The sequence below is a fragment of the Parendozoicomonas callyspongiae genome, from assembly GCF_023502345.1.
GTDB classification, from domain to species: domain Bacteria; phylum Pseudomonadota; class Gammaproteobacteria; order Pseudomonadales; family Endozoicomonadaceae; genus Sansalvadorimonas; species Sansalvadorimonas callyspongiae.
Window position 1 is genome coordinate 1 of sequence record NZ_JAMFLX010000010.1, and the last position, 13898, is coordinate 13898.

Genomic DNA, 13898 nt, shown 5'->3' on the forward strand with positions numbered 1-13898 from the left:
TTTTCAACCTTGATTCGCTCAAGGCTGTGAATATAAGGCCGATTGTCTTATATTTAACCAGTTTTGCTTGACGGCAAAAGAGCTTTGGAACCACCCGATCCCATCCCGAACTCGGCAGTGAAACGAAGTATCGCCGATGGTAGTGTGGGGCTTCCCCATGTGAGAGTAGGTCACCGTCAAGCTTCAAATGCAAAAGCCCAGTGAAGAAATTCACTGGGCTTTTTCATTTGATCTTTGATAGTGCGCTAGTAGCTCGAACATGGAAACGTAGCAAAGCTACCCATGTGACAAAAACGCCTGGAGCGTTTTTGGACAGCCGAAGGCTGGTCCCGCAGGGGCGAGGGCAAGGAAAGCCCGAGCAAAGTAGGTCACCTTAGGCAATTAAGTTGATCAAAGGTTTGCACAAAAAGTTTGCAGGCCAATAAATGTAAGTTGATTTCAAAGGTTCTGGATCACTGCCCATAAGAACTAGCCCCAGAAGAAAGATACTCCAATTCCTCAGCAGTACTTTCCCGCTCCAAAGCCTTATTCCGATGTGGAAACCGTCCAAATCGAGCAATCAAATCCCGATGTTCAACAGCATAATGCACTGAGCTGTTGATATATTCTTTTCGCCCTTCAGGAACATCCTCGGCAAGCTGCTTAAAAGCCCTTATACAAAGCTCCTGATCAGAAAGCTGCTCTGAGTGCATTAAAGGCATATACAAAAACTGCCGTTCTGTAAAAGCCAGTTCTTTATCCCACCCTTTGTTAATAGTATCTCTTGCCAATTCCTGGGCTCTTTGGTCACTGGAAAAGGCTGCAGCTGTTTTCCTATAAATGCTGCGAGTAAATTGATCCAGGAGAATAATTAAAGCCAGTCGACTCTTTGGGTTGCTCTCCCACCCAGTAAGTTCACCGTAAACAGCATTATGCACTAAGTTGCCAAATCTGGAATTAATATCACGATCATCATCTGGTTTGCCTCTAAACCAGAGGCCCAATCGATCTTCCTGTGGGAAACCGTCATGCAAAGGTCCAAACCAAAAGTCGAGAACGGGCTGGTAATCAGGTGAGGGCATATCTGCATGACCTTTTGTATTTGTTAGCAGCAGAGAAAGAAGGACAAGAATAACAGAGGTAGGCCTTCGAATTGCTGTATCCACTGTTATCTCCTCTGTTGGCACTATATTATCTCGCTATCAAGAGTTATAGATGTTGCCTTATGGAAAATCTATTGAGGTTGCTTGCGGACGGGCGCTTCCATTCCGGGGAGGAGCTTGGCTCGGAACTGGGTGTCAGTCGGGCAGCAGTATGGAAGAAGCTGAAGGCGTTATCGGCCTTGGGGCTCGAGCTGGATGCCGTCAGGGGGAAGGGTTACCGGTTACCTGGAAATATTGAACTTTTAAATAGAAATATCATACGGGAAAGTCTTCCTGATGATATGCGGAAATCGGTAGGCGTTCAGGTTGAGCTTTGTACTCGCTCGACAAATGATGATGTAAGAAAACTGTCTGCAGCCAGTGAGCCTTGGCAGGTCTGTATGGCAGAGCACCAAAGTCATGGAAGAGGAAGACGAGGGCGTACCTGGCAAAGCCCTTTTGGAGCCTCATTATATTTCTCAATGTTGTGGCGGGTTGATGGTGGCTTGGCTGCACTTGAAGGTTTGAGTCTGGCGGTAGGCCTTGCCGTGGTGAAAACTTTGGAGTCCTTTGGAGCCAATGGTTTAAAGCTGAAATGGCCGAATGATGTGCTGGGAAATAATAAAAAGCTGGCAGGGGTCTTATTGGAAATCAGTGGTGACCCAACTGGTTCCTGTGAAGTCGTTATTGGTATCGGAATTAACCTTGCTCTGAATCGTTCCCAGCTGGAGACGATTGATCAGCCTGCTACGGATGTTCGGGAAATGGTTGGCTTAAGTGTCAGCAAAAATGAACTGGCTGGCCGGTTAACCTCAACTCTTATCGACATGCTTAAAACATTTAAAGAGTACGGCTTTACACCGTATAGAGATGAATGGATGTCCAGAGATGCCTTTTCCGGGCAAAAAGTTGTACTGAATATTGGGGGGAATAAAGTCACTGGTGTAGAGGCCGGTGTTGGCGAGAACGGGGCGCTTTTACTAAAAACTGCTGATGGTATTCAGTCTTTTTCTGGAGGGGAAATATCCGTCCGCAAACTATGAGAATACTGGATATAGATGCGGGTAATACCCGGGTGAAATGGCGCTATCTGGTTGATGGGAAAAGTCATAAAGCTGGAGCGTTTGCTAACGACTCTTCAAACGCTTTGGTTGAGATGATTGCAGATTCTGTGGATGGGGCAGTCGACCTGTGCAGAATGGCATCTGTCAGGGCGCCAAAGGAGCGTGAGTCCCTGCGGGCTTCTCTCGAAAATGTTTTTGGTGTTTCTCCTGCTCTGCCTGACCCGGAAAGCGGTATCGGAGGTGTTCACTTTCCTGATGCTGACCCCTGTCGCCTGGGGGATGATCGCTGGCTGGCCATGTTGGGAGCCAGGAAGCACTATCCGGATGGGCCAGTTGTTGTTATAGACAGTGGAACAGCATTAACACTGGATGCCGTTGATGCGAATGGGGTGTTTCAGGGAGGGCTGATCACTCCAGGTGTGAACACTATGCTGAAGTCCATGGTAGATGCCGCTGATCTTCTGGTGCTTCCGGATGAGAAAGAGTTCAGCCGGTCATTGGCAAAAAACAGTGTGCAGGCGGTTTTGAATGGTGCTTTGTCCATGGCTGCTTCGCTGATCGAGCGGGAGGTTCAGCGATTTAACAGTCAGGCGAGAGTGGTCTTGTGTGGTGGTGATGCGCGTATGCTGGCAGAGCAGATGAATATTCCGGTTGAGTATTGTCCAGAACTGGTTTTTGAGGGGTTGGAAGTGGCTATACCGGTTAAAGGGATGCGATGAAATGATAATGCGCTGGGTCTTTGTGGCTTTGCTGATTCTGAATGGTGGTTACTACCTTTACCTGCAGCGGGCTGAGGAGCCACTGTCGGCAGAAAATGCTAATAGTGGTGAGCAGGTTTTAGAGGGGGAGAACGGAGTAACCACGATTACATTGCTTTCGGAGGCTGTGGCTGCTGGGAAAGCTCAAAAAATTGAGCAGCCTGTAAAGGTGGCAGAGAGTGAGGCAGTAAAAGCAGAACCAAGGTTGTGCACATCTATAGGTGCCTTTAAGGAAGAAAGCGAAGCGCTACAGATTCAGCAGCGCTTGATGGCTTCCGGTATCGGGAGTGAAATCAAACCTGAGAAAGTACCGGCAGCATCAAATTACTGGGTTTATATTCAACCATTGCCAGACCGTAGTCGTGCAACGCAAAAATACCGTGAATTAAAGGCGCAGGGTATAGACAGTTATCTAATGACTGATGGCGAAATGAAAAATGCAATTTCGCTTGGTTTATTCAGTAAAGAAAAGCTGGCTAATAGATTGTTGGAAAAACATCAGAGTCGTGGTGATGATGTCGCCTTGAAAGAAGTTCCAAGATTTAAATTTGAGTACTGGGTGCATATTAAACCTGAAGACCGAGAGCTCTTTGGTAAGGAGCTCTGGGATGGTTTAAAAGAAAGTTATGAATTTGCCGAGAAACACGACAATTTATGTGAAGACGGTATTGCAACTACCCGGTAGTTCCCATAGAATGCGCCTCGCGCTGGTGAGGCAGGTGTCGCAAACAGTAAGCAGCTTCTTCAAGTGATTCAGAATGAATCTGGTCGAAACGTCTAACTGTTTGAAAGTGAAGAAAATCTTCACTTGACAGCGAAACGCTTCAAGTTAAAATAGCGGCGCAAATTAGGTGGGGTTCCCGAGCGGCCAAAGGGATCAGACTGTAAATCTGACGCGAAAGCTTCGCTGGTTCGAATCCAGCCCCCACCACCATCTCTTCAATAAAGTTGCAAAATGTTGTAACTTTGTAGAGCGGCCTGGGAAGTGCGTGCTCGTCGGTTATGAGCCTCATTCCTAAAGGACGATCGGCGGGTATAGTTCAATGGTAGAACCTTAGCCTTCCAAGCTAATGATGCGGGTTCGATCCCCGCTACCCGCTCCAAATCTTCTCATGAAGCTCTTATAGCTCAGTCGGTAGAGCGCATCCTTGGTAAGGATGAGGTCACCAGTTCAAATCTGGTTAAGAGCTCCATTTTTCTAAGGGGTAGATGCATTTGCATCTACCCCATTTGCGTATGTGCGTTGGTCACTCAGGTGGAGGTCGCTATGGCTAAGGAAAAATTTGAACGTACAAAGCCGCACGTAAACGTCGGCACTATCGGTCACGTTGACCACGGTAAAACCACTCTGACTGCTGCACTGACTCGCGTTTGTGCGGAAGTATTCGGCGGCGAAATGAAAGCCTTCGATCAGATCGATAACGCTCCAGAAGAGCGTGAGCGTGGTATTACCATCTCTACTGCGCACGTTGAGTATGATTCCAAGGAGCGTCATTACGCTCACGTGGACTGCCCCGGACACGCTGACTACGTTAAGAACATGATCACTGGTGCTGCTCAGATGGACGGCGCTATCCTGGTTTGTGGCGCGACTGACGGCCCTATGCCTCAGACTCGTGAGCACATCCTGCTGTCTCGCCAGGTTGGTGTACCTAAGATCGTTGTCTTCCTGAACAAAGCAGACCTGCTGGCTGAAGACTGTGGCGGTGTTGGTTCCGAAGAATACGCAGAAATGCTGGAACTGGTTGAAATGGAACTGCGCGAGCTGCTGGATACTTACGAGTTCCCAGGCGACGACACTCCAATCATCCCAGGTTCCGCTCTGATGGCCCTGAACGGCGAAGACGACAACGAGCTGGGTACTACTGCTGTTAAGACGCTGGTTGAGACTCTGGATACTTACATCCCTGAGCCTGAGCGTGCTATCGATCAGCCATTCCTGCTGCCTATCGAAGACGTATTCTCCATCGCTGGTCGTGGTACCGTTGTTACTGGTCGTGTAGAGCGCGGTATCATCAAGGTTGGTGAAGAAGTTGAAATCATCGGCATCAAGGACACCACCAAGACTACCGTAACTGGTGTTGAAATGTTCCGTAAGCTGCTCGACGAAGGTCGTGCAGGTGAGAACGTTGGTGCCCTGCTGCGTGGTGTTAAGCGTGAAGAAATCGAGCGTGGCCAGTGCCTGGTTAAGCCTGGTTCCGTAACTCCTCACACCAAGTTTGAGTCTGAGGTTTACGTACTGTCCAAGGATGAAGGTGGTCGTCACACTCCATTCTTCAAGGGCTACCGTCCACAGTTCTACTTCCGTACTACTGACGTAACCGGTAACGTAGAACTGCCAGAAGGTGTTGAAATGGTAATGCCAGGTGACAACATCAAGATGGTTGTTACCCTGATCTGCCCAGTAGCCATGGAAGACGGTCTGCGTTTCGCAATCCGTGAAGGTGGTCGTACTGTTGGCGCCGGCGTTGTAGCCAAGATCATCGAATAATCGGTGAACTACCTGTCATTTTACGGGAAATGCGGGTGGTTGAATTTGCCTTGGGATCGTGTATAGTACGCGCTCCCAAGGCTAAATGAATCTATCAAGATATTGGCTTTGAATCAGTAGGCTAGTAGCTCAATTGGTAGAGCACCGGTCTCCAAAACCGGGGGTTGGGGGTTCGATTCCCTCCTGGCCTGCCAGATCCCTTCCCGGATGAATTCCTGATCTGAAGAGATAATCTGGATGAGTGGTAAAACGGACGTTGAAAGCGTAAGTCGCCTGGATGGGCTGAAATGGGCTGTTGTTGTAGCACTTATCATTGCTGGAGCGGTAGGGAATTCCTACTTTGGCAGTGAGTCCATTCTATATAGAGCAATTGGTCTGGTTGCAGTTGCGACTGTAGCTGTTGGTGTTGCTCTGCAGACTGCTAAGGGTCAGGTGTTCTGGGGCTTGCTCCGCGATGCCAAGGCTGAAGTTCGTAAGGTCGTATGGCCGACTCGCCAGGAAACGGTGCAAACCACAGTTATCGTGGTTTTGGTGGTGCTGTTGATGAGTTTGGTTCTTTGGGGTTTGGATAGTCTGCTAGGCTGGATCGTTAGCAGCCTGATTAGATAAGGACAGAAGATGGCTAAACGTTGGTATGTCGTCCATGCCTATTCCGGGTATGAGAAGCAGGTGATGCGCTCGCTGAATGAGCGAGTCAAGCTGTATGGCATGGAAGATCTGTTTGGCGAGATTCTTGTTCCTACAGAAGAAGTTGTAGAAATCAAGAACGGCCAAAAGCGCCGTAGTGAGCGCAAGTTCTTCCCAGGATACGTTCTGGTGCAGATGGAGATGAGTGAAGACTCCTGGCACCTGATTAAAGACACACCGCGTGTGCTTGGCTTTATTGGTGGTACTGCTGACAAGCCTCAGCCGATCACTCAAAAAGAAGCTGATATTATTCTGCAGCGTGTTCAGGAAGGTGGTGACAAGCCACGTCCGAAGACGTTGTTCGAGCCCGGAGAGATGGTTCGGGTTATCGATGGACCTTTTGCCGACTTTAATGGTGTCGTGGAAGAGGTCAACTACGAAAAGAGCCGTCTGCAAGTGGCGGTTATGATCTTCGGCCGTTCTACCCCTGTTGAACTGGAGTTCAGTCAGGTAGAAAAAGGCTGATAAAGCCGGGCGAAGATATGGCTCTTTTTGATAAGGATTTGTCGAGCCTCGCACTTTAATAAGTGTGGGGCTTTTGTTATCCGGGGTTCATCCCTGGTATTGGGGAGCTGCTATCTTGATCTGACTTTGGTCGGGGAGGAATGGCAGCGTTTGAACCCTCTAAGAGGTTAATATGGCTAAGAAAGTACAAGCTTACATCAAGCTGCAAGTTGCAGCTGGTAAAGCAAACCCATCTCCGCCTGTTGGTCCAGCTCTGGGTCAGCACGGTGTTAACATCATGGAATTCTGCAAGGCGTTCAATGCTAAGACTCAAAGCATGGAACCCGGTATGCCAATTCCGGTTATCATCACCGTATACAGCGACCGCAGCTTCACCTTCGAAACCAAGACTCCGCCTGCATCCGTGCTGCTGAAGAAGGTTCTGAAGCTGAAGAAAGGCTCCAGTCGTCCTAATACTGAGAAGGTTGGTACCGTTACTCGCGAACAGCTGCTGGAAGTTGCCAAGATCAAAGAACCTGATCTGACTGCTGCTGACGAAGATGCTGCTATCCGTACCATCGCTGGTTCTGCCCGTTCCATGGGCCTGAACGTGGAGGGCATCTAAGATGGCAAAACTGACTAAGCGCGCCAAGATGATTGCTGAGAAGGTTGAAGCTGGTAAGGCTTACTCCTTCGAAGAAGCTGCCAAGCTGCTGGCTGAAATCTCCACCGTTAAGTTCAAGGAATCCGTTGAGGTTGCTGTGAACCTGGGTGTTGATCCTCGTAAATCCGATCAGGTTGTACGTGGTTCCGCTCTGATGCCTGCCGGCACTGGTAAAGACGTTCGCGTTGCTGTGTTTACTCAGGGCGCAAACGCTGAAGCTGCTAAAGCTGCTGGTGCTGACATTGTAGGTATGGATGACCTGGCTGCTCAGGTTAAAGCTGGCGAAATGAACTTCGACGTTGTTATTGCTTCTCCTGATGCAATGCGTGTTGTTGGTCAGCTGGGCCAGATCCTCGGCCCTCGCGGTCTGATGCCTAACCCTAAGGTTGGCACTGTAACCCCTAACGTTGCTGACGCTGTTAAGAATGCCAAAGCTGGTCAGGTACGTTTCCGTACTGACAAGAATGGCATCATCCACGCTAGCGTTGGTAAGGTAGACTTCGAAGCGTCTGCTCTGAAGCAGAACGTTGAAGCTCTGCTGGCTGAGCTGAAAAAGCTGAAGCCTGCTTCCGCCAAGGGTGTATACATGAAGAAGATCTCCCTATCTTCTACCATGGGTCCTGGCCTGACTATCGATACTTCCTCTCTGGAAGTCTGATAGCAAAAATTCGTAGTTGCGCAGTTGCTTGTCGAAAGCGTATTGCGCAACTACAAACCATCTTTGGGGTCCTCGGATTTCGAGGGCTGTCAAAGATCGCAGGTGTTGAATGAGCTATATCGATTAATTCGATGCTGTTAGTTCAGAAAGCTTAATTTCCTGCGTAGACGGTGAATCGATTGTCTGACAATTCGGCCCTTCACCGTATTAAGTGTCCACTGGAACTGATGCAGAATGCACGGTTCGGTGAACAACACTTTCCCAAACTGGAGTAAAGCCCCATGGCGTTAGGTCTCGAAGACAAAAAAGCGATTGTCGCTGGTGTCAATGAGGCTGCCCAAAACGCTCTGTCGGCTGTAATCGCGGACTACCACGGTCTGACCGTAGAACAGATGACCACTCTGCGCAGCGAAGCTCGCAAGAATGGTGTTTATCTGAAAGTTGTACGGAATACCCTGGCCAAGCGCGCTGTTGAAGGTACTGATTATGAGTGCCTGAAAGAAGCGCTGGTAGGTCCTACTATCCTGGCTTTCTCTCAGGAAGATCCGGGCGCTGCTGCCCGTGTCCTGAAAGATTTCGCTAAGGAGAATGACGCCCTGGAAGTCAAGGCTCTGTCCATTGGCGGCAAACTGCTCGGTGCTGAGCAGATTGACGTTCTGGCCAAGATGCCGACCCTGGATCAGGCGCGTGCGATGCTGATGAGCGTGATGATTGCACCTGTGACCAAGCTGGTTCGTACTTTCAACGAATTCCCAGCCAAGATCACCCGTGCAGTGGCAGCTGTTGCCGACGAGAAGAAAAAAGCCGCTTAATTATTTATTTCGGCTTTCTGATCGTTTTTAACTTATTTTGCCTGGAAACAGGCGACAGGTTTTACCCTGACAAATTCCGGAGATGAGAGAAATGGCTCTGTCCAAAGAAGATATCCTGAACGCAATCGCTGAAATGAGCGTAATGGAAGTTGTTGAACTGGTTGAAGCAATGGAAGAGAAGTTCGGCGTTTCTGCCGCTGCTGCTGTTGCTGCTGCTCCTGCTGCTGCTGGCGATGCTCCTGCTGCTGCTGAACAGACTGAATTCGACGTTATCCTGACTTCCGCTGGCGACAAGAAAGTTAACGTAATCAAGGTTGTACGTGCAGCTACCGGCCTGGGCCTGAAAGAAGCCAAGGGTGTTGTAGACGGCGCTCCTGCTCCTCTGAAAGAAGCTGTGTCCAAGGACGAAGCTGAAGAACTGAAGAAGCAGCTGGAAGAAGCTGGTGCTTCCGTAGAAATCAAGTAATTTCTACGTTGCAAAAAATTAGGCTTGTTGCATAATAGGCCGAATGGCTGGTGCCTCTTGGTACCGGCCTTTTTCCGTTGTGATGGTTGTCTTTGTTTGGAAATTAAATCAATAGAAGACATTCTGATCTTGTTAAGCTAACCTCGCACGTTGACTTAACAAAAATAACAACGGCACGTATCTGGGAACAGATACAGCCAGTTTATAACTGGTTGCAATTATTTGTGCTCTGGTCAACTTGGTTTGGCGGTTCAGGATCCACGCAGAGTGGGTTTATTGGGGGTAGGCACTCGGCTTGCGACTTTTACGAGTGGTTTCATGACAGTACAGATGACTTCATGTTCAACGGAGTACCGTGGGGCAGGGGTCTTTTTCTGCATGAAAAAAAGCTGAATTATTTGCCCTTCTTTAGGTCCCTGAGTGAGAACTTGGTCCGCGGTTTGAGCCGAAAAACCAAGTTTACCGGAGCACCGGTCGTGAGAACCTCGATATCGTAAGATAGTCGGGATTTTCAGGAAAATAGTGAGAGGCTACCCGCCCTCGAGACAAGGTCGTGGCCGAAGCCGGCACGCACGACAGATCCGCAGGTGACCTAGCTGGGGAACGCTGATGGCTTACTCGTATACAGAGAAAAAACGTATCCGTAAGGATTTCGGCAAATTGCCGCAAGTCATGGATGTGCCCTATTTGCTGGCAATTCAGCTGGATTCATATCGGAAGCTTCTGCAAACCGATACGGGTCCAGAGGGACGTAACGATATTGGATTACACGCGGCTTTCAAGTCCGTGTTTCCTATTGTCAGCTATTCAGGCAATGCCGCATTGGAATATGTGGGCTACCGCCTGGGCACTCCAGCATTTGACGTAAAAGAATGTCAGTTGCGCGGCGTAACTTACGCTGTGCCTCTGCGCGTTAAAGTGCGACTGATTATTTATGATAAAGAAAGCGCCAATAAGGCGATCAAAGACATAAAGGAACAGGAAGTCTACATGGGCGAAATTCCGCTCATGACAGATAATGGTACCTTTGTGGTGAATGGTACGGAGCGGGTTATTGTATCCCAGCTACACCGTTCACCTGGTGTGTTCTTTGACCACGACCGTGGTAAGACCCATTCTTCCGGTAAGCTGTTGTATTCCGCACGGGTCATTCCTTACCGTGGCTCCTGGTTGGACTTCGAGTTTGATCCCAAGGATCTGCTCTTCGTTCGTATTGACCGTCGTCGTAAACTGCCTGCGACTATTCTGCTGCGAGCTCTGGGCTTCAGCAGTGAACAGATTCTGGATACTTTCTTTGAAAGTAACACCTACAAGCTCAGTAGCAATGGCGTTACCTTCGATCTGGTGCCTGAGCGTCTGCGCGGTGAAGCGTCCAGCTTTGATATTAAAGACAATGACGGCAACGTTATTGTGGAGATGGGTCGTCGTGTAACTGCCCGTCATATCCGCCAGCTGCAGAAAGCGAATATCAGCACTCTGGAAGCTCCGCCCGAGTTTGTTCTGGGTAAATACCTCGCCAAGCCGGTTATCCACTCCGCTACAGGTGAAATCCTGGTTGAGTGTAATACCGAGCTGACCATGGAAGTTTATGAAAAACTGCTGGCTGCTGGTGTTAAGTCTGTTGATGTGATCTACACCAACGAACTGGACTGTGGTTCTTATGTGGCAGATACACTGCGTTCTGATTCCACAACGAATGCCATGGAAGCGTTGGTAGAAATCTACCGCATGATGCGCCCTGGTGAGCCGCCTACCAAGGAAGCGGCTGAACAGCTGTTCCAGAACCTGTTCTTCACCGCTGAGCGTTACGATCTGTCCGCTGTTGGTCGCATGAAGTTCAACCGCCGTCTGGGCCGTGAAAAAGACACTGGTCCTGGCATCCTGGATAACCAGGACATCGTTGAGGTTATGCAGACTCTGGTCAGCATCCGTAACGGTAAGGGTGTGTGCGACGATATTGACCACCTGGGTAACCGTCGTGTCCGTTCCGTTGGTGAAATGGCAGAAAACCAGTTCCGTGTTGGTCTGGTTCGTGTTGAGCGTGCTGTTAAAGAACGTCTCTCCATGGCTGAATCCGAAGGCCTGATGCCTCAGGATCTGATCAACGCCAAGCCTGTTGCAGCAGCTATCAAGGAATTCTTCGGTTCCAGCCAGCTGTCCCAGTTCATGGACCAGAACAACCCGCTGTCTGAGGTTACTCACAAGCGTCGTGTTTCTGCGTTGGGCCCCGGTGGTCTGACCCGTGAACGTGCAGGCTTCGAAGTTCGAGACGTACACCCAACCCATTACGGTCGTGTATGTCCAATCGAGACCCCTGAAGGTCCGAACATCGGTCTGATCAACTCTCTGGCAACCTATGCCCGTACTAACGCATATGGTTTCCTGGAGTCCCCTTACCGTCGCGTTGTCGAAGGCAAGGTAACTGATGATATTGATTACCTGTCCGCTATCGAAGAAGGCGAATATGTAATCGCACAGGCATCTGCAACGACTGACGATAACGGCAACCTGACTGAAGATCTGGTTAACGTACGTCACCGTAACGAAGTAACTCTGACCGGTCCTGAGAATGTTCAGTACATGGACGTATCTCCCCGTCAGGTTGTATCTGTTGCAGCATCCCTGATTCCATTCCTGGAACACGATGACGCGAACCGTGCATTGATGGGTTCCAACATGCAGCGTCAGGCTGTACCAACCCTGCGCGCTGACAAGCCGCTGGTCGGTACCGGCATGGAGCGCAATGTTGCCCGTGACTCCGGTGTTTGTGTTGTTGCCCGCCGTGGCGGTGTGATCGATTCCGTGGACGCCAGCCGTATCGTTATCCGTGTCAACGATGACGAAGTGCAGCCTGGTGAAGCGGGTGTCGACCTGTACGGTATGACCAAGTACACCCGTTCTAACCAGAACACCTGCATCAACCAGCGTCCTCTAGTTAAGGCTGGTGATCAGGTAGCCCGTGGCGACATCCTGGCTGACGGTCCTTCCGTTGATATGGGTGAGCTGGCTCTGGGTCAGAACATGCGTATCGCGTTCATGCCCTGGAATGGTTACAACTTTGAGGACTCCATGCTCGTATCCGAGCGTGTGGTTCAGGAAGATCGTTTCACCACTATCCATATTCAGGAACTGACCTGTGTCGCCCGTGACACCAAGCTCGGCCCTGAAGAGATCACTGCCGATATCCCGAATGTTGGTGAGTCCGCGCTGAACAAGCTGGACGAAGCCGGTATCGTTTACGTGGGTGCGGAAGTTGAAGCTGGCGACATCCTGGTTGGTAAGGTGACACCTAAGGGTGAAACCCAGCTGACTCCGGAAGAAAAGCTGCTGCGCGCGATCTTCGGCGAAAAGGCTTCTGACGTTAAGGACACCTCTCAGCGTGTACCAACCAGCGTTAAGGGTACTGTTATCGACGTTCAGGTATTTACCCGTGACGGCGTTGAGAAAGATACCCGTGCTCTCTCCATTGAGAAGCATCAGCTGGATGAGATCCGCAAGGACCTTAACGAAGAGTTCCGTATCGTTGAACACGATACCTTCGCCCGTCTGTCTGCAGCACTGGTAGGCCAGAAGGCTGACCGTGGTCCGAACCTGAAGAAGGGTGATGTAGTTACTTCTGACTACCTCGAAACTCTGGAGCATGAACAGTGGTTCAAACTGATCATGGCCGAAGAGAGTCTGAACGAACAGCTGGAAGCTGCCCAGAAGCAGCTGGCGGAGCTGCGTGGTCAGCTGGACGAGCGTTTCGAAGACAAGAAGAAGAAGCTGCAGACCGGCGACGACATGGCACCTGGCGTGCTGAAGATCGTCAAGGTTTACCTGGCTATCAAGCGTCGTATCCAGCCTGGTGACAAGATGGCGGGTCGTCACGGTAACAAGGGTGTTATCTCCATCATCATGCCTGTCGAAGACATGCCATATGATGAACACGGTAACCCTGTTGATATCGTACTGAACCCTCTCGGCGTACCATCCCGTATGAACGTTGGTCAGGTTCTGGAAACTCACCTGGGTGCAGCGGCACGTGGTCTGGGTCACAAGATCAATGTAATGATCGAAACCCGGCAGGCGATTGCCAAGATCCGCAAGTTCCTGAACGAAGTCTACAACGTTGTAGGCGCAGGTATGGACAAGGAAGAACTGGACTCCTTCTCTGATGAAGAGATCCTGGATCTTGCCCGCAACCTGTGCAAGGGCGTTCCCATGGCAACACCAGTATTTGATGGTGCCAAGGAAGCTGAGATCAAGGCGCTTCTGCGACTGGCAGACCTGGATGACAGTGGTCAGGTCTCCCTGTACGACGGCCGTACCGGTGACCGCTTCGAGCGTCCGGTAACTGTCGGCTACATGTACATGCTGAAGCTGAACCACCTGGTAGACGACAAGATGCACGCGCGTTCTACCGGTTCCTATTCCCTGGTAACCCAACAGCCTCTGGGCGGTAAAGCCCAGTTCGGTGGCCAGCGATTCGGTGAGATGGAAGTGTGGGCACTGGAAGCATACGGTGCCGCTTACACCCTTCAGGAAATGCTCACAGTCAAGTCGGACGATGTTGCAGGTCGTACCAAGATGTACAAGAACATCGTAGATGGCGATCACCGTATGGAGCCTGGCATGCCAGAATCCTTCAACGTACTGGTGAAAGAAATTCGCTCGCTTGGCATCGATATTGAGCTGGAAACTGAGTAATTCGGGCTTAAGGGTTAATGATTCGACGGGCCTCGTGCCCGTCG

The 13898-nt window shown here is 50.2% G+C and carries 12 protein-coding genes, 4 tRNA genes and 1 rRNA gene; 16 read left to right on the forward strand and 1 reads right to left on the reverse strand.

All coding sequences use genetic code 11. The features are described from left to right. The first annotated feature begins 66 nt into the window (after positions 1-66). Positions 67-182 (forward strand): 5S ribosomal RNA (rrf, locus tag M3P05_RS08710). Between the two features lie 270 nt (positions 183-452). On the opposite strand, the gene M3P05_RS08715 is transcribed toward rrf, so the two are convergent. Beyond that, positions 453-1145: a DUF924 family protein gene (locus M3P05_RS08715; RefSeq protein WP_249699158.1), complete on the reverse strand. Its 693-nt coding sequence runs from the start codon at positions 1143-1145 to the stop codon at positions 453-455. Between the two features lie 59 nt (positions 1146-1204). Between M3P05_RS08715 and birA the strand changes: the two genes are divergently transcribed. The 15 genes from birA (at position 1205) to rpoB (ending at position 13854) form a co-directional block, all read left to right on the forward strand. Beyond that, entirely contained in the window at positions 1205-2164 is a 960-nt protein-coding gene (gene birA, locus M3P05_RS08720) for a bifunctional biotin--[acetyl-CoA-carboxylase] ligase/biotin operon repressor BirA (RefSeq protein WP_249699159.1), read from the forward strand. Further along, positions 2161-2904 (forward strand): type III pantothenate kinase, encoded by a 744-nt coding sequence (locus M3P05_RS08725; protein ID WP_249699160.1) that lies wholly within the window; start codon positions 2161-2163, stop codon positions 2902-2904. Before birA ends, M3P05_RS08725 begins: the two co-directional genes overlap by 4 nt. A gap of 22 nt (positions 2905-2926) precedes the next feature. Then, the gene (locus tag M3P05_RS08730; RefSeq protein ID WP_249699162.1) at positions 2927-3628 is read left to right on the forward strand and encodes an SPOR domain-containing protein; all 702 of its coding nucleotides are present in this window, start codon (positions 2927-2929) and stop codon (positions 3626-3628) included. Positions 3629-3793: 165 nt separating this feature from the next. Continuing rightward, a tRNA-Tyr gene (locus tag M3P05_RS08735) sits at positions 3794-3877 on the forward strand. 95 nt (positions 3878-3972) lie between these two features. Continuing rightward, a tRNA-Gly gene (locus M3P05_RS08740) sits at positions 3973-4046 on the forward strand. Between the two features lie 14 nt (positions 4047-4060). After that, positions 4061-4136, forward strand: a tRNA-Thr gene (locus M3P05_RS08745). A gap of 74 nt (positions 4137-4210) precedes the next feature. Beyond that, complete coding sequence (tuf, locus tag M3P05_RS08750; protein ID WP_249699163.1) at positions 4211-5434, forward strand: elongation factor Tu; 1224 nt, start codon at positions 4211-4213, stop codon at positions 5432-5434. Between the two features lie 118 nt (positions 5435-5552). Next, a tRNA-Trp gene (locus tag M3P05_RS08755) sits at positions 5553-5628 on the forward strand. A gap of 43 nt (positions 5629-5671) precedes the next feature. Then, entirely contained in the window at positions 5672-6043 is a 372-nt protein-coding gene (gene secE / locus M3P05_RS08760) for a preprotein translocase subunit SecE (RefSeq protein WP_249699164.1), read from the forward strand. A 9-nt stretch (positions 6044-6052) separates the two neighbouring features. Further along, entirely contained in the window at positions 6053-6586 is a 534-nt protein-coding gene (gene nusG, locus M3P05_RS08765; protein WP_249699165.1) for a transcription termination/antitermination protein NusG, read from the forward strand. Between the two features lie 172 nt (positions 6587-6758). Continuing rightward, positions 6759-7190, forward strand: a complete 432-nt coding sequence (gene rplK, locus M3P05_RS08770) for a 50S ribosomal protein L11 (RefSeq protein ID WP_249699166.1) — start codon at positions 6759-6761, stop codon at positions 7188-7190. 1 nt (position 7191) lies between these two features. Next, positions 7192-7887: a 50S ribosomal protein L1 gene (gene rplA / locus M3P05_RS08775; protein WP_249699167.1), complete on the forward strand. Its 696-nt coding sequence runs from the start codon at positions 7192-7194 to the stop codon at positions 7885-7887. Between the two features lie 281 nt (positions 7888-8168). Next, the gene (gene rplJ, locus M3P05_RS08780; RefSeq protein WP_249699168.1) at positions 8169-8699 is read left to right on the forward strand and encodes a 50S ribosomal protein L10; all 531 of its coding nucleotides are present in this window, start codon (positions 8169-8171) and stop codon (positions 8697-8699) included. 91 nt (positions 8700-8790) lie between these two features. Further along, positions 8791-9165: a 50S ribosomal protein L7/L12 gene (gene rplL / locus M3P05_RS08785; protein WP_249699169.1), complete on the forward strand. Its 375-nt coding sequence runs from the start codon at positions 8791-8793 to the stop codon at positions 9163-9165. Between the two features lie 609 nt (positions 9166-9774). Next, complete coding sequence (gene rpoB, locus M3P05_RS08790; RefSeq protein WP_249699170.1) at positions 9775-13854, forward strand: DNA-directed RNA polymerase subunit beta; 4080 nt, start codon at positions 9775-9777, stop codon at positions 13852-13854. Positions 13855-13898 lie beyond the last annotated feature (44 nt).